This is a genomic window from Planctomicrobium stercoris (assembly GCF_051465655.1).
In the GTDB taxonomy this organism is placed as follows: Bacteria; Planctomycetota; Planctomycetia; order Planctomycetales; family Planctomycetaceae; genus Planctomicrobium.
In genome coordinates this window covers 3,314,186-3,336,604 of the sequence record NZ_CP195791.1, presented here as the reverse complement: position 1 = coordinate 3,336,604, position 22,419 = coordinate 3,314,186, and the positions used below count along the sequence as shown (strand labels likewise).

Sequence of the window (22,419 nt, the reverse complement as noted above, 5' to 3'; positions counted from 1 at the left end):
GCAACTCTCAGACACACCTCTCCCGCATGGAGTTCAACAATGAAACATGTCTTCCTGATCCTGCTGAGTTCGGCCTGTCTTCTTCACTCGATTGACGCCTTCGCAGCAGATGATGCCCCCCCCGTGATTTATCCTGTCGCACTCTTCACCTTCACGGAACGGGGGGATGAGGTCGAAGGTCAGGGGCGCAAGGTGAGCGATCTGCTTTTTGCCAAACTCATCACTCGAGAGGACATCTATCTCGTCGAACGGGATGAATTGCAGAAGATTCTGCAGGAACAGGAACTCAGTACAGCGGGCATCGTTGATCCCGCTTCATCGAATCGGATCGGCCAGCTCACCGGGGCCAGGATCTTGCTCTCCGGATCCGTTTTTCAGGTCGGTGATACCCTGTATCTCGTGGCCAAGATCATCGGCACCGAAACCAGCCGCGTCCTCGGGGCCTCCGCAAAAGGGGATGCTGATGGCGACCTGGAGGGACTGGTGGAACAGCTCGCCAAGGACATTGCCGAGAAACTTCACGAGTCTGCCGACAAGCTCATGCCCAAGTCATCTCAGGAAAGCGACGTGCTGGCAAGGCTGAAGAAACAACTGAAGGCAGAGGAGCTTCCGAGTGTGTGGATTGAAGTTCCCGAGCGGCACATCGGGGCGCCGTCGGTTGATCCCGCCGTCGAGACGGAACTGACTCGTCTCTGCACGGAGCTGGGCTTCGTTGTGATCGATCATGAAAAGGGCCGCAAAGAAAATGCAGATGTCCTCCTGACTGGGGAGGCATTCAGCCAGACAGCCACTCGACACGGAAATTTCGTCGTCGTCAAATCTCGCATCGAGCTGAAAGCGGTCGATCGGCAGTCCGGTGAAGTCATCACTGCCGATCAGGAAACGACGGTTGCGATTGATCTGGCAGAGATGATTGCTGCCAAAACGAGCTTGCAGCAAGGGGCTGCTGCAATGGCCCTGCGCGTGCTGCCGAAGATCGTGGAGTACCAGAAGTGATTGTGCTCCTGGTGTCTTGCGTGCCAGATTGCAGTGGTTGAAATCGCTGGGAACTCGCAGACGCCAACCTGCTGTCACACGACGAGTCCCCGAATCAGCTTCGATGAGATTGGCCCAGCGGGGCGTGTCCCATCCGCTTCTTCTCTTCGACCGGCTCCCATGTCCGGGGAACGGTCTACTTCCCGATATTCAACCGAAATTGCCGGGGTGACGCTCCTTCCTGATCATGAAACCATTTCGAAAAGTAATTCGAATCGGTGAAGCCGCAGGAAGAGGCGATGCTGTGAATCGACATGTCTGTGTTCACGAGGAGTTCGCGGGCGCGTTCCATCTGCACGCGGGTGATTTCATCTTTGGGGCTGCGGCCCAGGGCATCCTGAAACTTGCGGTTCAGTGTCGAGCGTGAAACGGGAATGCGATCGGTGATGTCGGTGACCGACATGCCCATGCAGGCGTGACTCTGGATATGCCGGATGGCTGCCACCAGGTCTGGATCGTCGATGGCCAGAATGTCTGTGGATTGTCGATGAACAATGCTCAGGGGAGGATGCCGGGTGCATGGGGCGGCGGTCTTTCCCTGCATGAGATTCTCAAGAAGTACACACGCGTTGAAGCCCATCCGTTCGGAATTGACATCGACGCTGGTCAGCGGGGGCTGTGACAGGGTGCAGAGAAAGGGATCGTTTTCCACACCGATCACCGCGATCTCATCCGGAACGCTTCGATTCGCGCGACGGCAGGCGTCCAGGAGAATCCGGCCCAGGTCATCATTGCAGGCCATGATCCCGATCTGGCCTTTCAGCGATCGCACCCACCTTTCGATCTGCCGCTGTTCCGCGTCCCAGGACAACGTGGACGCGGTCGAGGACTCAGGCCGGAAGACCACGCACGGCAGCCCTGTCTTCTCCACCCGACGAATGAAGGAGTCGCAGCGTTCGTCATAGAGACGATGCAATCCCTTCGGGTATCCGCAAAACCCGAACTGACGGAGTCCCCGGTCGAGGAGATAGGACACCACCATATCGACCATGATCTCATTGTCGACTTCGATACGGGGAAACTGGGGCATCACGGTGGCAGCGCGGACATCGATCACCGGCAAGCCTGTCTTGCTGAGGACGCGCGCCGTTCGCTGGCTGTTAATGCGGGCGATGATGCCGTCGCCTTTCCAGCCGAGAAGCCATTTCGGAGGCGGGTCCTCCAGCCCCTGTGGCTGGAAGTAGGTGGACCAGGGGCCGTGCTCCTGATTGTATCGAATGATTCCCCGGAGAATGCCCCGACCTGTTTCCCGTGAGGTATCCACCAGCAGTGCGACTTTCCGGTATTTTCGCATTGATCCCTCGACCTCCGCCAAGAAACTGAACAATTCAGCGTGAGTAGAAAATCAAGAAAATTAAGGATTATTTCTAGAGACAACAACTGTCGGAATTCAAATAATGTGCTCCGTCACTCGCTGACAGCAGTCGCTCGGCTTTCATATTCAAGGCATCTCACATCGCCTGCCTCAACAATTTTGATTGAGCCTTTCCTTGTTTCCTTCTCACAATCGGAGGACTTCCAATGGGTTTGCATTCTGTCCGCTCTCGCGGTTTTACGCTGATCGAGCTTCTCGTGGTGATTGCCATCATCGCGACGCTGATTGCTCTGCTTCTCCCCGCTGTCCAGCAAGCCCGCGAGGCAGCCCGGCGTTCACAATGCAAGAATCATCTCAAGCAGATTGGCCTGGCCCTGCACAACTACCATGAGACCTACAACGGCTTTCCTCTGGGGGCTCGGGCAGGGTCCGGTGCGTCGACGACTTTGAAGTGGGCCTACGGAGTCAACTGGCGGGCGTCGATTCTGCCGTTCATCGACCAGGCCCCGCTGTACAGCCGGTTGAACTTTTCCGATGGATCGTTTTCAGGATATGGGACCGCGCCGGCGAATGGAGGAAACGAAATCCTCGTGGGGTTGAAAATCCCGGGATATCTGTGCCCCTCGAGTCCGGTCGATCCGTTCATCAATACCACGGCTCCTTCTCCGCAATACGACAATCCCGGTCGCACGATGGTCATGCATTACGTGGGAATCGCGGGGGCGTTTACCACCGGCGTCCCCTGGGGACTGGAGGAATGTGCCACGAGCTATGGGGTGATCTGTAACAACGGAGTGATGCGGCCCAATCGGATGGCACGCTTGCGTGATGTGTCGGACGGTGCCTCGAATACGATGATCATCTCCGAGCAGTCGGGAGTCGTGGGGTCGGAAGGGGCCATTAGTGCGAATTACGGCGGCGGCTGGGGAGGGGTCAGCCAAAGCGCCCCGATCAATGCGGCTTCCGCTGGCGAACTGGGAACCTATTTCATGACCGGGATCACAACGGTTCGCCATCGGCCAAACACCCGGAACAGCACGTTGAATGTCAACGACCATCCCTACTACGGTAACACCGTTCTGAATTCTTTTCATACGGGTGGAATCCATGGCCTGATGGGGGACGGTTCAGTGAGATTTCTTTCAGACAACGTGAATTTTGACACATTGCTCCGCGTCTGCGTCATGAACGATGGTGAGGTACTCGGGGAATTCTGAAGTTGACACATCGTCAGTTTGACGAGATCAAGATTCCCGTCCACCACTCTCAACGCATTCAGGTCAACATGAAGAACGTTCAAAAATTCAACCTCGTGACCGCGCTGTTCGCAGTCACACTGGTCTTGGGATGCGGTCGGTCCACACCGGTCGAGAAGACCGGGACCGTCTCCGGGAGCATTCGGTTTGGCGATCAGCCGATGGACAACGTTGCGGTGATTTTCGAAAACCCCACGGAAGGGGTAAGTGGGTCTGCGGTAGTGAAGGACGGAACCTTTCAGATTCGGAACCCGCTGATCGTTGGCGATTATGTGGTCACCGTGCAACCTGTGAGGCCCCCTCCCGGAGCCGCTGCCCCCTCTGCAGCTCCGACGAAGGTTCCCCAACATTACCAGGACGCCGCAGTGACCAACCTGAGGGCACAAGTCCTGGAGGGAGAAAACACCGTCGACCTTGTTTTAAAACGCTGATGGACGTTGGAGATCTGCGAGGTGAAGTCAGTCAGCGGCCCCGAGCCGAGACTTGAGTAACTTTCTTCGAAGTCGCTGACGTTCAAAAGATCCAGGAAACGAAGTGCCTGCCGCTGGCCCTTCGCAGATGAAGTCCGTCCTGAAAGTTGTCCATGCTCGACTCTACTACGACGACCACAATTTCAGGGCGGAATGAGTCTGTACGGGATCCGGCCAGAATGAAGCCCGAAACGAGAATTCAGCCGACGGCACCGACTGCAGCCCGGAATGTGGTACTGGTCTTCCTGCTGATCCTGGCCGCCATTGCCTATCTCGATCGCGTCTGTATTTCGACTGCATCTCTTGCGATTCAACGCGATCTGGGAATCACGAAGACGCAGATGGGAACGGTGTTCAGTGCGTTCATTCTGTGCTATGCGGTGTTTGAGGTCCCTGGCGGCTGGCTCGCGGATCGGTTCGGCCCGCGGCTCATCCTCGCCCGGATTGTCTTCGCCTGGTCACTGATGACCGCATTGACCGGCGCAGCGATCGGTTTCGTCTCCCTGCTGACCGTCCGTGCACTCTTCGGTGTGGGCGAGGCGGGGATGTTTCCTTCTTCCGCGCGTGTGATTACGAGATGGTTTCCGAAATCGCAGCATGGCCGGGTCTTCGGCCTGATGTTGATGACAGCCACGCTCGGAGGAGCAGCGGCTCAGCCATTATCAATCTGGCTGCAGGAGTTGATCACCTGGCGCTGGATGTTCGTGGTCTTTGCAACAGCCGGGGTATTCTGGGCAGTGGCCTGGTATCTCTGGTTCCGCAACGACCCGCATGATCATCCTGCGGTCAACGATGCGGAGTTGGAACTGATCGGCACGAATCCTCCCGAGCCGCATCCACCCATCCCGTGGGCTCAATTTCAAGCCAGTCGAAATCTCTGGATGATCTGCCTGATGTACTTCAGCACGATCTACGGGACTTACTTCTATCTCACATGGCTTCCTGAATACCTTCAGACGTCACGAGGAATGGAATTGCGGGCTGCCGGCTGGTGGAGCGCATTGGCCATGATCAGCATGGCTGTTGGAAATGTGCTCGGAGGATGGCTCAGCGATGTCGCCTCGCGCTGGTTCGGTCGGCGATATGGGAGAAGGCTCCCGGGACTGATTGGACTGCCGACGGCCGCGGTCTCGGTTGGATGTGCCATGATCACAACGAACGGAATTGCTTCGGCGCTCCTGTTCGCTGCTGCGGCGGGATTGATTTCGTTAGGCGTTCCTCCGGCCTGGGCGGTCTGTCTGGACATCGGCAGCCGCTATGCCGGCGTCGTGAGTGGGATTATGACCACCTGCGGCTGTCTCGGGGGAGCGATCAGCACAACTGTCGTTGGACTCTGCCTGGATCACTATCACTCGTACGAAATTCCCCTGGGCCTCAATGCGATCTCCTCGCTCGTTGCGGCTTTCGCATGGTGGGTGATCGATCCCGACCGCCCCGTGACAAACGAAGAGACGTAACGCTCCGGGCTGCCTCGGGAATCTCTGAGCTTGACCGACCTGAAATCAACGATTGTCCGGCAGTGCTTCCTGCCGGTTGATGCGGACGAACCGTACACCGGAATGTCGGTTCGACAACCAATTCCGACTGAAAGACCTTGCCTCAGGAAAACAAGATTCATGGACATGATCAGCACAGATCGCGAGGAGGAACGGGCCTACTGGACTGAACAGATGCAGCTGGGATACGAGTTTGTCGAGAAGCTGCTGCAGTTTGAAGTCGTGGAATGTGGAGAGCGCTTCGCTTCGATCGAAGCGGCTGCAGATGCCGCCAGCGTGGAAATGCTCTTCTCAACGACAAAGATCGCCGGGGACCTCGAACGCGTTCACTGGTTACGGGAGCGGCTGGTCGAAGACGTGATCACCATTGGCCGAGAAATGAACCAGCGTGGCTGGATTCTGAAGATCGAAGATGCGTTCCGCTCCCTGAAAATGCAGCAGCTGCTGGTTCGCAAACCGGCCGTTTTCGACATGATTCTCAAGCAGTGTATCTGGGAAAATGAGGGGGTCGTTCCGCCTGTCGAACAGGTCTTTCGCAGGGCGATTGTCCTTGTGGCGAACATCCCCAAGATCGGGACGCACCTGTCAGGGTCCGCCATCGATATCTCGGTCTTCAACCGGGATGATGGAACCGAGGTCTGGCGCGGCAATCCGTATCTGGAAATGAGTGAGCAAACGCCCATGGCGTCGCCGTTTGTCGGGGCAGCGGACCTGCGGAATCGAATCGCAATCACAGCCTTGATGGAATCGCACGGGTTCTATCATTACCCGTTCGAGTTCTGGCATTACAGCAAAGGGGATGCGATGGAGCACCTCCTTTCCGGCAATCCGGATCCAGCACGCTATGGGCCTGTCAACTGGAATCCTCAGACCAATGAGGTGACGCCCGTGGCCTCTCCGATGATTCCGCTCAATCCATTGCCGGTCATCGAAAAAGAGATCAACGAGGCCATTGAGCGAATCGGCAACGGCTCTGCAAGCTGGTGCTGACGCCATCGGCACGCGAGCTGAAGAGGATCGAACGAACATCCCGGGAGCGGCGCATTCGAGCGACACCCCCGGGGCGGTAGGGCCTTTCAAGTAACCCGTCCCCTCAATCTTCAACGATCACCAGGCTGTTGAAGGTAGGAGATCAGGTCTGCCAGGTCTTGCTGAGGAATGATCCGGTCAAATCCTTCGGGCATCAGACTCCTGCCGGTGGCGTTTAAACTTTCGATTTCAGAGCGGAGCAGTGACGACCGCTCTTCTTTGGCTTTCAGCAGGATCAGACTTCGGTCGGTGGCGTTTTCAATGAGTCCGGAAAAGATCCGACCATCGACCGATTCGATCATGTAGTTGGAATACCGTGGTTCGACAGCCCGATTCGGATCGATGATCGATTCAAACAGGTTTTCAAAATTGCGCCCGGTGACGGAGGCCAGGTTGGGGCCTACAGAAAACCCCTCCCCTCGAAACTGATGGCAGTCCGAGCAATGTTTCTGAAACACCTGCCGCCCACGTCCCGCCTCCCCTGTCAGATTGCGAACGGCGTCCATCTGGAGTTGCGGACCGCCATCCGTCCGTGATCGCGGCTGGAAACGCTGCTTCAGCTCCAGCGCAGCGGGTGTGCGGCCGTCATTGATCAACCGATCCTGAAGAGCAAGCGGAATTTCATAGGAATGGATCACCCCTTCATCGAGGGCGGTTGTGAGCAGCGGATACCATTCCGGATGGCCAGCCAGAACTTCCAGAACCGTGCTTCGTGTGGACGGGAGAAATCCGGACCACGCGTCCAGAAGAAGCTTTGCCGCCTCCACATCCCGCTGCCCTCCAATCTGGTCGATCACTGCCGATTGCAGCTCCGAAAGGGTCGTTGGTGACAGCAGACTCTGGACCACGCAACGATCGTCATTGTGATCTTCAGGTCTGTGAAACAGTAACCTCGCGGCCAGCAGTCGCTCACTGGTTTCCGCGTAATCATCACTCAGCAGATGTCTCGCCTTCCGATGAGTGTCTGCGATGTCCTCTTCTTTCAGCGATGCCAGTACTTCTGTTTGATGAGGATGGCGATAAACCGCATGCATCCCCATCAACGCACGATCCAGATCGGTCTGACGTTGCTGTAATGCAAACTCCACCGGAGCAAGGTGCCCGAACAGGACCGACTGTTGAACCAGCAGATCGTACTTCGTGCGGCCAGCTTCGTTGCTGATCTCCTGGTTTGAAACGGTATCGACCGCAGCTGCAATGTTGCCTTGATTAAGGGAGCTGAATAACGCTGCTTGAACGTGTTCAGTGAGGAGCGGAGAAACCCACATTCGTGCAAACGCCTGGACTGCCGTGGGATGATCCCACTCTCCCAGAGTCAATGCGACCTGAAGCCGAACGAGTTCGCTGGAGTCTTCAGCCAGCTTGCAAACGGCTGTCCGCAATTCCTCGTTAAGTTGCGGGACTTCTTCAGCGAGCCTCACCCCGTGTCGCCTCATCTCCGGGGATTCGTCATCCAGAAATCCGATCAGCAGATCGTCCCATGCATTTGGAACGTTCGCGTCGTTCAGGTTCTTCAAGGTATTGATCGCGTGCAGTCGGCCAACACGATTCTCTGAATTCTTCACCAGATCTCTGAGCGGCAGCAGTGTGGCGGCGACTTTGATCTCCGTGAGTCGCCGCTGTGCATTCTCGCGTACCCAGCCGTTTGGATGTTCGAGAAATTTGACGAGTTCAACAGGTTCGGCATGAAGCAGGTCGGGAATGGCTCTCGCCCGACCGTGCGAAGGCACGACGCGGTAGATGCGGCCTCGTCCGTCCCCCAACCGCAGCAACGGTGCGATCTCTTTTTGAGCCGCCAGCGGGACAAACTGCGGGTGTTCGATGATGTAGCGATACATGTCGACGACCCAGAGTGCCCCGTCGGGACCGGTTCTGATCATGACCGGTCGGGACCAGCTGTCCGTCGACGCCAGGAAGTCGTGCCGCTCGTCATTCGCATCACACTCGAGAGTGAAACTCGCTCCCGATCGTCTGAGGAGATTGTGCTGAACCAGATTGTGGACCGGCTCGCATGTCAACGCATGTGCTGCATCTTCCCCCAGATTCAGGAGTGAATCGAGGTAGATCATCCCGGAGCAGGCGGACGTAAAACGGCCGACACGAGTATTCGGATTCAACTGCGGTTTCACGTCGGCGGCCGGGAAAACGGGAGGATTCCCCTCGGTCAGAAGCTGTTTCGGATCCGGCGCCACCCAGTTCGGATTTCGACTCAGATACTTCTCGTCGAAGAGATAATGCCACAAGGGATAGCTGTTCTGGACTCCAAACCAGTTGTCCCATTGATCCCTGTTTCGACCAAACTGCGAAGGGCCGGAGAGCGGTTCCATTCTTCCAGTCGCAGGATCGAACCGGAAGTCCCTGCATCCCAGCAGGATTTCTTCTCCCGTCAGATGCGACCGAATCTTTACGTCATTGCCGTAACTCGAACTCGGGCTGCCGCTGGCGCAATACAGCCACCCATCGAACCCCCACCGCAACCCATTCACTCGCAGCTGCTGATTCCCTTCCTGAAAGCCGCTGAAGAGGACCTTCCTGACATCACAGATGCCGTCGCCGTTGGAATCTTCTGCGTAGAAGATTTCTGGCGCTGCGGTGACGATCACCCCTTGCTTCCAGGCTGCGACACCTGTCGGGAAACTCACTTTTTCAAGAAAGAGCGTCGAGCGGTCATATTGTCCATCAGCGTCGGTGTCTTCGAGAAACCGAATGCGTCCCCCCGGAGCGCCGTTTCCATCCATCCCCACAGGGTAATCGGCCATCTCCGCGACCCACATCTTCCCGTCCATCCCCCAGTCAATGGCCACAGGGTCCATGGTGAGCGGTTCGGCAGCTGCCAGCTCCACTCGAAATCCCTCTCGCACCTTCCAGGCAGCCAGTGACTCCTGCGGACTGAGTGCCGGTTCAGGAGCGATCGATTCATCTGCCGGGACGAATGCAGCTGACTTCGGGGTGAGCGGAAGGATCTCCAGCTTGCGATAGAACAGTTCGGCTCCCTCACACTGCAGCGCCAGTCGCCCGGATTCCAGCGGGACCAGCTCCTGATCGGGTCCGATCGGGGCCTTGAGATTCACGACGTAGTTGTTGATTTCCCCGTTCACAAGATAGACCGCAGCATCGCCTCGAACGACGACTTCAACAACATTCCATCCCTCTTTCTCGAGAGTTCTGCTTTTTACGACTCGTGTCACGCCGTCGGGAGAGTAGTGGCTTCTCAATTCTCCCCCGTTCGCGGCCTCGAGGAATTGCCCCCCCTGAGTGAAGGCATCGCCGCTGGTCGAGACGAGAAAGTTATCCCCCGTGTCCCCTTCCTGAACCTGACATTCGACACTCATGGGCCAGATTTTCTCTTCCCCATTCACATGAAAAAGGAAGCCGGCATCCCGGACGACTTCCGTACGTGGAGCGAATTTCTTTTCGCCCCAGCGATACTCAAAACGGAATCGGAAGTGGCTGTAGGAACCATCAGAGATCAGCACTCCGAAGGGCATTTCCTTTTCGGCAGGAGCGTCGCGATAGACGTGGATGTTCCCGTCCACCACCTGAAAGCACTGCTCGGGAACCTCGTATTGCAGAACGACCTTCCATCCTTCCAGGTTCTGTCCGTTGAACAGTGGTTGCCACTCCCGACCCGAAGAGTCCCGCACCGCTTCCAGATAGAATTCTTCGCTGGTCGGAAACATCCGTGGTTCGTCTGCGAGGCAGCCGTTGTCCCGAGCTTCCGGCACCAGGCCTGACAGCAGTAACGTGATGATGGCAATTCTCATCACTTGGTAAGGCGCGGAGCGAGTACGTTTCAAAGCAGACCTCCTTCAAAGCAATGGCGGACGGACTCTCAGCGAGCCGTGAACGGTTCAGAAATTGCGCGACCCCGCCCGGTGCGATTCGCAGCGACGCTCCGTTCCCGAGACCGGTCTGATCTCTCATGCGCTGGCAGATCAGCATTTCCACTGTGAGGAAATGCCGGTCAGCGGGTGTGGAACGGGGGCGAACTTTTGCGAAACCGCACTCGAAGTTGGGCGTGGTCGACAGAGAGAACGGGGATTGCCCGCAGCAATTATTTGCCCGCAGGAATGACCGGGAAGATCACATGGGAGGGATGTTCCGCGTCGTGATAAATCGTCTGGCGGGCAATGACAGGGGTCGTTGCCAGGTTCGCGTTCTCTTCACCCGAGTTCAAGTTCCGCAAGTAATACGGGTAATAGCTGCTTGAGATCTCAATGCGAATTCGTTGCCCGCGAGCGAACAGATTGGCGGTGGGTCTCCAGAATTCGATCGTGTATTCGTAAGGCTGATCGGGTTCGATGACACTGAGTTTATCCGGGTTGAACGCTCCATTCTTCTGCGGATCACGATGCCGCGCCCGCATCACCCCTTCGCCGATGAAATGAGTTCGGCCATCGGGGAACACTTCGCAGAGACGGACCATCCAGTCCGTATCACGGGCACTGGTGGCGGCGAAAAGTTTCGCAGTGATGGGGCCTGTCAGTTCGACATCTTCCGTGAGGGGATCTGTCGTATAAACCAGCACATCATTCCGTTTCGCGGATTCGTTGATATCTCTCGGGCCGTCGATATGGCCATTCAATGAAGGAGCAGAGGGAGTGGGATCATCAGGGTTATAGGTGTACTGGTCCGGGGTTTCCGAAGCTGGAATTTCCCGGCTGAGTGATCCGTCTCCGTGAAGTGAATTCGCATGACCTCCACTATGCAGGTAGAACTTTGTGAACTCGGTCTCGGGCAAGGGCCAGTCTGTCGCTGCTCGCCATTGATTGCGGCCGGTCACGAACAGCTGCACGGGAGGATCTTCCATCACGCCGTTGTCAATCCCCTTCAAGTGGTGGTCAAACCAGCGGCAGACGTATCCGTCCCAGTCGATGATGGCCTGCGGACCGTAATCGATTCCGACGACGTTCGTGTTGATTCCATGATCCCAGGGACCGACCACCATCCGCGGCTGACGTGCTTCCGGCGTGGCCCCATATTTCTTCATGGCCATGAAATTCATCGGGGCGCCAGGAAAATTCGCGTCAAACCACCCTGTGACAGAGAGTGACGGGACAGTGATCCGCGAGTAATCCTCCCGAGTCTGATATGCGATTTGTTTCCAGTACTCTCCGGACGCTGTGTTCTGAAGCATCCATTTCCGCCACCATGTGGTCGGGAGATAATGACGGGTTTTGTCATAGTCGATGTAGGGAACCATGCGGTATTCTTCTTCACGATGGCGACCCCAGCCTCCGTACGGGCCATCGCCCTCCGGGTGAGATTGTGGGTACCGTCCCCCCATCATGCCGCCATAGTCCACCATCCAGCAGACGAGAATGCCGTTCTGATACGGGCAATTGTGGAAATGATCTGGCGGAGCCACTTCGGGAACAATCGCCTTCAACGAGGGAGGGGCCTGAGTGGCGGTCCACCACTGCGTCCACCCCATGTACGAAGATCCGTACATGCCGACTTTGCCAGAGCACCACGGCTGTGCGGCAATCCACTCGACGAGATCGTAACCGTCCTGTTTGTGCAGCGGGGTGAAGGGATCCCATTCCCCGCCTGATTCAAAGCGGCCGCGTACATCGGCATTGATGACGACATATCCCCGCGAGGCAAAGTTCTTCGCTCGCTCGCCATACCTTCCTTTTCCATACGGTGTCGTGAGAAGAATGGCAGGATACTTCCCCTCGTCCCGGGGACGGAAGATGTCGATCTTCAGCGAAATGCCATCCCGCATCGGGGCACTGGCGTCCAGTTCCTCGATCACCTCGTGCTTAACTGGAGAGTAATCCCCGGCGTCAGGCTGTGCGTACCCGGTTGTGGTGAACAACAGGAATGATGCGATCACACAAAATCGGACTCGCTGCATGACGGACTTTCTGCTGATGTGCGGTGGAATGTCACGGAGAAGCAGTGAGTGCGACTTCAAGGAATCCTGCTCCCCGTCCCGCCACCGAATGTCACATATTTATTCAAAATCAGCGACCGTTCGTCTCTAGAAATTATGGTAAATTTTCTTGAAATTTGACTCAATCGCCGACAGGCCTTGTCCCTGTCGTGAGTGAAGAATGCGGTTCGAGGAGACTCTTCTTCGTACGACATCCGGGTCTTTTGCGAGTCCTCAGAGCACAACGCGCCATCGAGTGTCCCGCGTGGAAGAATGAGTTCCAGAAACTTCTCGGGCTGCGTCGGCGCCTGCCGGGCGAGTCACACTTCGCCACTCTGGTCACGCAATGAAACTGTCAGCTGACGGGCACGTTGATCGATACCAGGAAAAAACATGCTGTGGTACTCCTGTGAGAAAAGAGGGGAGGGGGGGAAATGCTCCACACTGGCTTCCATCGCCTGAACATACCGGGAGCCAAACTTGGCATCTGAGTGAAGTCGCTATTCCAGTGCGACGCACTCTCCCTCATTGAGGATGCCCTCAGAAAGGCTGAAAGCGCCCGGTTCGCGGACACATGAAACCCGAAGAGCACTTCACGCTCTCCAAGCTCTCCCCCAATTTGAAGGAACGCTACGAGAAATCTGGGACCCAATGTAATCCGGGTGCCATCACTTCTCCTTGTCGCGAAAGGGGTTCAGTAAAATTCAAATCTCTTCGAAAAATTCTGGTACCAATTCGACGCCTCGCTGGCGGATTAGATATCGGGAATCCATGATTCCTCGTTGATGTGACTTCAGCATTCAGGCATTTCGCCCGATGTAACGGCTGAAAGAACGGGAACATGACTCGAGCATCTTTCATGACCGGGAATTCGGAAACTGAAGAGGAAGGGCTGCCGGGGGGCAATGGGGAACAGAGCAGGCCTGAACTCTACGAAGACTTCCTGAAAGCCTTTACCGCAGAACAGCTGCGGATCATGGGATATATCTGGTCGCAGATTCCTGACAAGAATTCTGCGCAGGATGTCTTTCAGGAAACGACTTTGGCACTCTGGAAGAAGTTTCACACTTACCGTCCGGAAGAGAGCTTTCTGAACTGGGGTCTCGGGGTCGCGCGACATCAGGTGCTGCGATACTGGCGGTCGCGGAGTCGGGACCGTCATGTCTTCAGTGATGAATTGCTGGTTCAGCTGACCGAAGAGGGGCTGGATCTCGTCGGACAGCTGGATCGACGCCAAAGTGCTCTGAACGACTGTCTGCACCTGCTTCCTGTCCGGCAACGTGAACTCGTTCACGACTTCTACGGCGAGGGCCTGTGCGCCCAGGATGTCGCTCTCAAATGGGGCCGTACTGTCCATGCTGTTTACAAGACCTTAAAAGTGCTCCGCGCATCGCTCTTCAAGTGCGTCGAGCAAAAGCTCGCGCAGGAAATCTGATGGCAGGTCTTCCGTTACATCCGTCTGATGAGCAAGTCCGCGAACTGGCGGAGAAATACTTCGACGGCACTGTTACGCCGGCTGAATCGGAGCAACTGGAAAAGCTGCTGCTGGAATCGGCAGCAGCCAGAGAGATTTATCTTCGGTACGGAATCCTGCAGGGACAGCTGCATCTCCTGGAAACGGCCCGGTATCCATCTCGAGATCTTCCCGACGCGGCTCCTGTTGCAGAGCACTCTCGAGCTCGCGAACAGGTCTCGAATGTTGATTCTCAAAGACGCACTGCTCCTGAGAGACGCGAAGCCTGGTGGCCGGTCGTCGGGACGGTTCTGGCAGTGATGGTGCTGGTGGGCTGGGCTATGCGTTCCGGACCAGACTCGCAGGTTGTCGATCAGCCCGTCGTCGCGCCCCAGGTTGATGGACCGGAAGCGATCGCTGCGGAGAATCAACATTATTCAGACTTCGAACCACCGGTCGCCGTTGTGGGAACAAGCCAGAAGTCTTCGACATCTCCTGAGATCGAAGAAGTGAAGTTACTGGCGTCGACGACGATCAGCGTTTCTGAGGGATCTGCCAACTTTCAATCCCTGACGGGCACCGCAGTCGAACTGCTCGGTCCGACACGCTATGGCGTGGTTTCCTCGCAGAGCGGAGTTCTCTTCGGCGGGGTGGTTCAGACAGAAAACGCAAGTTCCGGATCGTCGTATTCCGTGCAGGCTTCCGACCTGCGGATCGTCGATCGGGCTTCGAAATCACGGGTCACAGCTCTGGAGAATTGCCGAATCGATGTCGAAGCGCTGAACGGTGAAATTGAAGTGGAAGCCCGCCGTCGCCGCCCCATCTACTTCTGGAACTTCGAGAATCAGAGTCCGGGGCTGCCCGACGTCGTCTCACAGGGAACCCTGATTCTGGGATCTGACACGAAAGTCGTCCCCGGGATCATCGGAAATGGCGCTCTGTCCTTTGCCAACAGCAAAGAGTCCTACGCGATCGTCGAAGGAGGGAAAAGTCAGCAGGCAGGCGAAGGGCGATTCGCGTGTGCTGAGGGAATCACGATCGAAGCGATGTTCATCTCCCACTGGAACGGAGAGAAAATGGACTATGACGAGATCTTCCGCAAAGAAGATGGAAACTTCCGGGTCATCCTGAGCTTCCAGAATGACGACCAGCAGGAGAGGTACTCGAAGCCGATGTCCCCGCCGGGGCCAAGCCTGGCGTTTGGACTCTATCTGGAGGGAGATGGTTACACAGAGCTGGAGGTCCTTCTTGATGGCGAGGATGGGCGTCCTGCGCTGGCGGATCTGTCGAATGGGCAGCCTCACCACGTTGTCGCAACCTTCGACAGCTTTACCGGTCGGAAGGGGCTCTATGTCGATGGAAGGCTGCTGGCGGAATATCAGTTTCCCAAGGGGACTCTCATCCGCTGCGGGGGCCCGGGCGAGGCGAGGATTGGAAACCAAATTGCGCACGAGCCGTTCCATGGAATCATCGATGAGCTGGCGTACTACGACTTTGGTCTGACTGAAGCCGAAATCCAGGAGCATTATGCCCGCGTTCAGCGAGGCGAGAGCTATTTTGCGGAGCCAGAATCCGAGCTGCAGAAGCCGCATTGGCATCTGGTGGGCCGCCTGCTGACAGGCCAGAGGTCGCAATTCGACTGCCGTCTCGGTTTGCAGATCACCGTTCCCGAATACAGCCTGGCAGGCCATTCACCTCTGACGGATTTGAACACAATTCCCTCGACTGCATTTCAGCCGGAAACAACCGTTCTTTTCAGTCCCTTTCCTTTCGGACGCTTTTCAGCAAAGGACTCTTCTAATGTGTCAGAACATGATTCGGATTCCCTCGGTCCGCCGAGCATTTACATTGATTGAATTGCTGGTGGTTATTGCAATCATTGCTGTTCTCATCGCCCTGTTGCTGCCGGCGGTGCAACAGGCGCGGGAAGCCGCCCGGCGATCGCAATGCAAGAACAATCTGAAGCAGTGGGGTCTGGCAATGCACAATTACCACGACACAGCCAACACGCTTCCTTTTGCTGCGGTCTGGGGAAAACGCCGCACTTTTATTCCTGGGATGTGGCCCTACATCGATCAGTCCCCGCTGTATTCCAAATGGAACTTCAGTGTGAACTTTCATGATCTGCCCAACTGCGTCCAGAATTCACTCGACAGCCCGATTGCGACTGCCGTGCCTCTCTATTACTGCCCCAGCAACCCGGGGGCTCGACATTGGACTGGCGACGCCTACTACCGTGTCCGCATGAACTATCCATTGAACTTCGCTGCAGCCGCATCGGATTCTGCGTTGCAGGTCGATTCGAAAGCCCCCTTTGGATTCAATAATGCGACACCGGCACAACCTTACTGTGCCAGGTTTTCGGATTTCACAGACGGCACGAGCAATACCATGCTGATGTCTGAGGTGATCACTCCGGCATCCGCGGCCGAGTATGATGGACGCGGAGATGCCATGAACGATGATCTTACATTTTTTTCCTTCGGGTATTCCACACGCCAGACACCGAACTCAACGGCAGCGGATCATACCATCGCATGTCCTTCTCCTTCCGGAAATATCCTGAACGCTCCTTGTACCACAACCGCGCCCTATTACATGAGCGCGCGGAGCATGCATGTGGGAGGGGTCCACACGCTGCTGGCAGATGGAGCTGTCCGCTTCATCAGCAACAATATCGCTCTGGTGACCTGGCAGGCGCTGGGGACCATGCAGGGGAATGAAATCGTCGGAGAGTTCTAATCCGAACGTCGTTCGTTCTTCCCAAGCACTGAAATTGCAACTCCCGGTCGCAATGACAGGGAAGGTGCGCCCTGTGCATTCCTTCAGGATCAGCGTCGGAGTGAAGACACTTCGAAATTCAGACTGGCAGCTCGGCAAGATCGCCGAAGCTCTGTTCATCAACTCCTCTTCAACGTGGAATGAGAATGACATCGATTTCCAGAACTCTGTTCAACAAGAGAATCTCCCGATCTCGTGTGGTCGCAACAGTCGCCTTGCTGTCGATGGCAGCGGGATGCGGATCCTGGCAAGGAACACCGAATTCCGTTTCCGTCGCAGGGAATGTCACGCTGGACCGGACTCCGCTGCCGATGGGAACGATCACGTTCATCCCGGTCGATGGCAAGACCTCCACTGCAGGAGCAGTCATCAAGAACGGCACCTACTCACTCAAGATGACCAAAGGGGATTTCAGAGTGGAAATCTCCGCACCGGAAGTGGTCGGCAAGACCAAGCTGTACGACACTCCCGATAGTCCTGTCCGGGAGATTGTGCAGGAGGCTCTTCCGGAAACGTACAACAAAAATTCGGAACTGCGAAAAGTCATCGATTCCAACAATCCCCACGTCGATTTCGAACTCAGTGGCAAGAAGGGGTAACCCCTTCAGTTCCCTCCGGCTCCCACCCTGAGTCACGCAATTGCGATTCGGGACTGCGTTTTCGTCGACATTCGCCTCGATGTCACAAGTCTCCGGCACGCCGTCATGGTCCGATTGCTCCCGCCTTCACAAAGATCTCTATGATGTCGACCTTCCACCGCATTCTGATTGGCTTCCTCTTCTGGGGAATGCAATTGCCGCAATGCTGCAACGCCGATGATGATCTCTTCAACAGTTCAATCCGCGCGTTGCTCGAGAAGAAGTGTCTCAGTTGCCACAACTCCAGCGATCACAAAGGGGGCCTCTCACTCGAAACGTCTGAGTTGATGAGCAAGGGGGGAGAGAGCGGCCCGATCATCGCTGCCGGCCATCCAGACTCCAGCTACCTCGTCGAACTGATCACGCCCCACAATGGCAAATCCGAAATGCCCAAAGGGGCACCTTCGCTGACCTCCGAGGAAATCGCCGCCGTCCGCGAATGGATCCAGCAAGGGGCCGTCTGGCCATCAAAGACAGAGCTGCAGCCGGAAGTCTGGTGGTCGCTACAGCCATTAGCGAAGCCCGAAGTCCCCGTTCCGGCTCCGATGGTAGCAACCAATGGCGATGTGTTCCGGATCCGGACGCCCATTGACGCATTCATTCAGGAAAAATGGCGGCGTCATGGGTTGGTCCCCGCTCCGGAAGCGGACCGTCGGATTCTGATCCGCAGATTGTACTTCGACCTGATCGGTCTCCCTCCGACCCCGGAAGAGATTGAAGAATTCATCCATGATCCAGCTCCCCTTGCTTATGAGAATCGTGTCGACAAGCTGCTCGATTCGCCTCATTACGGAGAACGCTGGGCTCGTCACTGGCTGGACGTCGCACGTTATGCGGATACCTGTGGATACGACAAAGACAAGCTTCGCCGGAACGCATGGCCTTATCGTGACTACGTGATCCGTTCCCTGAATGAAGACAAGCGTTATGACCGGTTCGTCCAGGAGCAGATTGCGGGCGACGTGATGTTTCCGGGAACCCAAGATGGAATCCTCGGGCTGGGATTCATCGCAGCCGGTCCCTGGGACAATATCGGGCACACGGAAGTTCCTGAGTCGAAGATCGACGGGCAGATCGCCCGGAATCTGGATCGCGATGAAATGGTGACTGGGGCATTGAACGCATTCTGCAGCACCACAGTGCAGTGCGCCCGTTGTCACAATCATAAGTTTGATCCGATCACGCAGGCGCACTACTACGGGTTGCAGGCGGTCTTTGCTGCGGTGGACCGGGCCGACCGCGAATACGCAAATGCCCCGGAGTCAGCAGAACGTCGACTCGCCCTCGAAGCCTCGCGCCGGGAGCAACTCCAGCGACTGAACCAGATTGACGAACAGATCAAACACGAAATGGAGGCGAGTGGGGATGATCGACACCTGGCGGAACTCGATGCGCATCTTGCTCGACTGAAGTCGATTTCCGGCCGCCCCCAGCGACCCGTACAGTACGGATACCACAGTCACATCGAATCGCGTCCGGACGCCGCCAAATGGATCGAATTTGAACTTCCAAATTCCGTGGCCGTCAGTCGCATCGTGTTGCATCCTTGTTACGACGAATTCGCCGGGATCGGTGCCGGGTTTGGATTTCCCGTTCGATTTCGCATCGAATTGGCGACTGAACGACGCCAATTAGAAAAGGACGGCAAAGCGGCCCTCGTCATTGATCAGACCAGCGCTCCGTTTACCAATCCGGAAGTTCAACCGGTCGAATTTGTGGTGGAAGCAACCGGCATTCGCTGGGTTCGCATCACGGCCACCCAGCTTGCCGAACGAACTAACGATTACATCTTCGCACTCGCCGAAGTGGAGATCTTCGATGAAAAGCAGCATAACCTGGCACCGCAGTCACAGGTGAGCGCACTGGATACTCTGGAGTTCCCTGTCCGCTGGTCGCTGGAGAACCTGACCGACGATCTCTGGCCGCAACTGCTGGACGACGATGTCACTCTTGAATACGAGTTGACGTTCAAGGAGCGGAGTTCCATTCTCGAAAAGTACGAGACCCCGGAACGACAAAACGAACGGGAGCAATGTAAACTCACCATCGAGCAGATCGACAACGACCTCAAAGGCTTGCCCGCTGGCCCGATGGTGTATGCTGCAGCCACTGATTTCACTCCTCAGGGAGCGTTCAATCCGACTCGCGGTCGTCCGCGCGAAGTCCGGATTCTGCACCGGGGGAACGTTCAGCAACCGAAAGAGCTGGCCGTTCCCGGCGCCCTTCCTTTCATCCCGGGCGTCCCTGCTCAATTCGAGCTCCCTGCTGATCACACCGAGGGCGATCGTCGGGCCGCTCTCGCGGAATGGGTGACTCGGCGAGACCATCCCCTGACGTGGCGCTCGATTGTCAATCGGGTCTGGCAGTTTCACTTTGGCGAAGGGATTGCTGCCTCACCGAACGATTTCGGCCGGATGGGAAAGGAGCCGACTCATCCCGAACTGCTGGACTGGCTCGCTGTCGAGTTTCGTGATGGAGACCAGTCGCTCAAGCAGTTGCATCGCTTGATTGTCAACAGCTCCGTTTACCGTCAGTCCTCTGCGGATCATCCTGCCAATTCCGCGATTGATGGTTCCAACCAGTTTCTCTGGAGAATGAATCGCAGACGCCTCGAGGCTGAGGAGATCCGTGACGCGATCCTGTCCGTCAGCGGAAGTATGAACCTGAAGATGGGTGGCCCCGGCTTCTTTCTGTTCAACCTCGAAAAGGAAGTCCATTCGCCCCATTACGAATATCAGAGCTTCGACCCAGCCGATCCCGCGTCTCATCGCCGGAGTATTTACCGGTTCATTGTCCGTTCTCAGCCTGATCCGTTCATGACCACACTTGACTGCGCAGACAGTTCCCAGAGCACGCCTCGGAGAAATGAAACGGTCACCGCGTTGCAGGCCCTGGCCCTCCTCAACAATCGCTTCAACCTGTTGATGGCGGAGCGGCTGGCAGCACGGCTGGAATCTGGCAGCTCCGATCCGGAGGAACAGATTCGCAGCGGATTCTCGCTGGTGACAGGACGCCCGCCTGCCCCGGACGAGTTACATCAACTGCATCGTTTTGCCAGCGAACATGGCCTCAAGAGTACCTGCAGGCTGCTGTTCAACCTGAATGAATTTGTTTACATCGACTGATGAAAGAGAAGCCCGCTCAAGAAGCACGAAGTCGGTCAATGTGATCCACACGGCTTCTCACTGTCCGTTGTATTGATTTTCGACGGGCGGTATCGAAGGAATGAAATATGTCTCTGCACGAAAACCTGTCCCGGCGAAAATTTCTTTACGAAAGCGGCTGCGGCTTTGGCGGACTGGCCCTTGCCGCCATGCTCGCTGGCGATAGTGATGCATCCGCCTCCACGGCCACCTCGAACGGGGTCCTGCAGGCGCTGCATCATCCTCCGCGTGCCAAACGAGTGATTCAGCTGTTCATGGCCGGAGCTGCCAGTCACATTGACTTATGGGACCACAAACCAGCTCTCGAAAAACACCACGGCGAAGATTCGGATTTCGGCGAGCCGGTGGAAGCCTTTCAAAACGGGCTCGGTCCGTGGATGAAGTCGCCGTTTGAATTTCGTCCCTATGGCGAATGCGGAAAGATGTTGAGTGACGCCGTGGCACCGCTGGGGGCGTGTGCTGACGACATCGCGTTCATTCACAACGTGATCGGCAAGACCGGCGTTCACAGCACCGCCACGTACCTGCAGGCAACTGGATTTCAACTCCCCGGCTTTCCGGGGATGGGGGCCTGGGTCACCTATGGACTGGGGAGTCTGAACGAAAATCTGCCGACGTTCGTGGTCCTGCCCGACCATCGTGGATTCGCGAGCAACGGCCCCAAAAACTGGGGATCCGGATTTCTGCCCGCCAGCACCCAAGGAACAATTGTCTTCCCCCAGCGAGAAAATCCGATCGACGACCTGATGCCGCAGGCGAACTTTGTCTCGGCCGGGACCGATCGAGCCACCTATGATCTGCTCAGGCAGCTCAATCGTCAGCATGAATCAGTTCACCCCGGCGATTCCCGTCTCGATGCCCGGATTCGTTCTTATGAACTGGCAGCGAAGATGCAGCTCAGTGCGCCGGAGGCCCTGGACATCAGCGGAGAACCGGAGCATATCCTCAAGTTGTACGGACTCGATCGTCCGGTGAGCACATACCCGGAGGAAATCAATGCCCCGGAAGAGATTGAATATTTCGGTCGAAAATGCCTGATCGCCAGAAGACTCATTGAACGCGGAGTGCGTTTCGTCCAGATCTGGTCGGGAAATGACAACGGTTTTCCACGGCGAAACTGGGACAGTCACGAAGATCTTCAGCGTGATCACGGTCCTCTCGCGATGGGAATGGCGACCGGCACCGCTGCGCTGATTCAGGATCTGAAGCAGCGCGGCTTGCTGGAGGACACCATCATCCTCTGGACAACGGAGTTCGGCCGGATGCCCTCATCTCAGGGGGGAACAGGACGCGATCACAACCCGTATGTGTTCACAAACTGGTTGTGCGGCGGCGGGATTCGCGGAGGGCAAAGCTACGGACCGAGCGACGAATGGGGCTATAAACCGCTGGATCGGAGTCAGCCAACGGAAGTGTACGACATCCATGCGACGATCCTGCATCAACTGGGAATCGACCATGAACGGCTGACGTATCGTTCAGACGGGATCGACCGACGTCTCACGGATGTACACGGTCACGTCATCCAGCCATTGATTTGACCGAGGTTGACGTCAGCTGTTGTCCAGCTCGATGTGAGAACGATGTCTGGTCAAAACTCTTTCGGCATTCAATCGACTGCCCTCTTGGTCGATCCGCCAGCCCACACCCTCGACGCCTCCTGAACAACGCAGTTCGGGAAGGAGTCGATTAACAGGAACCTGCGCGACGTCGTTAAAGCTTTTATTTGTCTGTTGTTGTGTCGCCAGTCGCCACTGAAAAGAGACCGACTCTACCACTCGCATCTGTCTATACAGTTAAAACCGATCCAATATCGTTGACTTGTTCTTGTATATTATCGATAATCGACAACGTGGTGACTTCTACTTGGGATTTGGCGGATCGCCCACGCTTCCCCATCTCTG

At 56.4% G+C, this 22,419-nt stretch carries 14 protein-coding genes; 11 read left to right on the top strand and 3 right to left on the bottom strand.

What is annotated here, in order from left to right; genetic code table 11:
• The first annotated feature begins 39 nt into the window (after nt 1-39).
• Entirely contained in the window at nt 40-996 is a 957-nt protein-coding gene (locus SH661x_RS13560) for a CsgG/HfaB family protein (RefSeq protein WP_437222286.1), read from the top strand.
• 175 nt (nt 997-1,171) lie between these two features.
• Here SH661x_RS13560 and SH661x_RS13555 read toward each other — a convergent pair whose 3' ends face one another.
• Complete coding sequence (locus SH661x_RS13555) at nt 1,172-2,329, bottom strand: XylR family transcriptional regulator (RefSeq protein WP_437222284.1); 1,158 nt, start codon at nt 2,327-2,329, stop codon at nt 1,172-1,174.
• Between the two features lie 227 nt (nt 2,330-2,556).
• On the opposite strand from SH661x_RS13555, the gene SH661x_RS13550 reads away from it, so the two are divergent.
• From SH661x_RS13550 to SH661x_RS13535, 4 genes are all read left to right on the top strand, one after another.
• Complete coding sequence (locus SH661x_RS13550) at nt 2,557-3,567, top strand: DUF1559 family PulG-like putative transporter (protein ID WP_437222281.1); 1,011 nt, start codon at nt 2,557-2,559, stop codon at nt 3,565-3,567.
• 2 nt (nt 3,568-3,569) lie between these two features.
• Complete coding sequence (locus tag SH661x_RS13545) at nt 3,570-4,037, top strand: hypothetical protein (RefSeq protein ID WP_437222279.1); 468 nt, start codon at nt 3,570-3,572, stop codon at nt 4,035-4,037.
• 218 nt (nt 4,038-4,255) lie between these two features.
• Nucleotides 4,256-5,533: an MFS transporter gene (locus SH661x_RS13540; protein ID WP_437222277.1), complete on the top strand. Its 1,278-nt coding sequence runs from the start codon at nt 4,256-4,258 to the stop codon at nt 5,531-5,533.
• Nucleotides 5,534-5,698: 165 nt separating this feature from the next.
• The gene (locus SH661x_RS13535) at nt 5,699-6,562 is read left to right on the top strand and encodes a M15 family metallopeptidase (protein ID WP_437222274.1); all 864 of its coding nucleotides are present in this window, start codon (nt 5,699-5,701) and stop codon (nt 6,560-6,562) included.
• 110 nt (nt 6,563-6,672) lie between these two features.
• Here SH661x_RS13535 and SH661x_RS13530 read toward each other — a convergent pair whose 3' ends face one another.
• Complete coding sequence (locus tag SH661x_RS13530; RefSeq protein ID WP_437222272.1) at nt 6,673-10,398, bottom strand: PVC-type heme-binding CxxCH protein; 3,726 nt, start codon at nt 10,396-10,398, stop codon at nt 6,673-6,675.
• A gap of 257 nt (nt 10,399-10,655) precedes the next feature.
• Nucleotides 10,656-12,461 carry a CocE/NonD family hydrolase gene (locus SH661x_RS13525; protein ID WP_437222270.1) on the bottom strand — a complete coding sequence of 602 codons (1,806 nt, stop codon included), beginning with the start codon at nt 12,459-12,461 and terminating at the stop codon, nt 10,656-10,658.
• 859 nt (nt 12,462-13,320) lie between these two features.
• Between SH661x_RS13525 and SH661x_RS13520 the strand changes: the two genes are divergently transcribed.
• From SH661x_RS13520 to SH661x_RS13495, 6 genes are all read left to right on the top strand, one after another.
• Entirely contained in the window at nt 13,321-13,914 is a 594-nt protein-coding gene (locus SH661x_RS13520) for a sigma-70 family RNA polymerase sigma factor (protein WP_437222267.1), read from the top strand.
• Nucleotides 13,914-15,788: a LamG-like jellyroll fold domain-containing protein gene (locus tag SH661x_RS13515; RefSeq protein WP_437222264.1), complete on the top strand. Its 1,875-nt coding sequence runs from the start codon at nt 13,914-13,916 to the stop codon at nt 15,786-15,788. The genes SH661x_RS13520 and SH661x_RS13515 overlap by 1 nt, the downstream gene beginning before the upstream one ends.
• A complete protein-coding gene (locus SH661x_RS13510; RefSeq protein WP_437222262.1) occupies nt 15,745-16,674 on the top strand; it encodes a DUF1559 family PulG-like putative transporter in 930 nt (309 codons plus the stop codon). Before SH661x_RS13515 ends, SH661x_RS13510 begins: the two co-directional genes overlap by 44 nt.
• Before the next feature lie 185 nt (nt 16,675-16,859).
• Nucleotides 16,860-17,312: a hypothetical protein gene (locus SH661x_RS13505; protein ID WP_437222260.1), complete on the top strand. Its 453-nt coding sequence runs from the start codon at nt 16,860-16,862 to the stop codon at nt 17,310-17,312.
• Between the two features lie 140 nt (nt 17,313-17,452).
• Nucleotides 17,453-20,476 carry a PSD1 and planctomycete cytochrome C domain-containing protein gene (locus SH661x_RS13500; protein ID WP_437222257.1) on the top strand — a complete coding sequence of 1,008 codons (3,024 nt, stop codon included), beginning with the start codon at nt 17,453-17,455 and terminating at the stop codon, nt 20,474-20,476.
• Nucleotides 20,477-20,583: 107 nt separating this feature from the next.
• On the top strand, nt 20,584-22,056 hold the full coding sequence (locus SH661x_RS13495) for a DUF1501 domain-containing protein (RefSeq protein WP_437222256.1): 1,473 nt from the start codon (nt 20,584-20,586) through the stop codon (nt 22,054-22,056).
• Nucleotides 22,057-22,419: the final 363 nt, after the last annotated feature.

Excerpts from the sequence above, each read along its gene's own strand:
- SH661x_RS13560 (WP_437222286.1), top strand. The coding sequence starts at position 40 with ATGAAACATGTCTTCCTGATCCTGCTGAGTTCGGCCTGTCTTCTTCAC.
- SH661x_RS13555 (WP_437222284.1), bottom strand. The coding sequence starts at position 2,329 with ATGCGAAAATACCGGAAAGTCGCACTGCTGGTGGATACCTCACGGGAA.
- SH661x_RS13550 (WP_437222281.1), top strand. The coding sequence starts at position 2,557 with ATGGGTTTGCATTCTGTCCGCTCTCGCGGTTTTACGCTGATCGAGCTT.
- SH661x_RS13540 (WP_437222277.1), top strand. The coding sequence starts at position 4,256 with ATGAAGCCCGAAACGAGAATTCAGCCGACGGCACCGACTGCAGCCCGG.
- SH661x_RS13535 (WP_437222274.1), top strand. The coding sequence starts at position 5,699 with ATGATCAGCACAGATCGCGAGGAGGAACGGGCCTACTGGACTGAACAG.
- SH661x_RS13525 (WP_437222270.1), bottom strand. The coding sequence starts at position 12,461 with ATGCAGCGAGTCCGATTTTGTGTGATCGCATCATTCCTGTTGTTCACC.
- SH661x_RS13520 (WP_437222267.1), top strand. The coding sequence starts at position 13,321 with ATGACTCGAGCATCTTTCATGACCGGGAATTCGGAAACTGAAGAGGAA.
- SH661x_RS13515 (WP_437222264.1), top strand. The coding sequence starts at position 13,914 with ATGGCAGGTCTTCCGTTACATCCGTCTGATGAGCAAGTCCGCGAACTG.
- SH661x_RS13510 (WP_437222262.1), top strand. The coding sequence starts at position 15,745 with ATGATTCGGATTCCCTCGGTCCGCCGAGCATTTACATTGATTGAATTG.
- SH661x_RS13505 (WP_437222260.1), top strand. The coding sequence starts at position 16,860 with ATGACATCGATTTCCAGAACTCTGTTCAACAAGAGAATCTCCCGATCT.
- SH661x_RS13500 (WP_437222257.1), top strand. The coding sequence starts at position 17,453 with ATGATGTCGACCTTCCACCGCATTCTGATTGGCTTCCTCTTCTGGGGA.
- SH661x_RS13495 (WP_437222256.1), top strand. The coding sequence starts at position 20,584 with ATGTCTCTGCACGAAAACCTGTCCCGGCGAAAATTTCTTTACGAAAGC.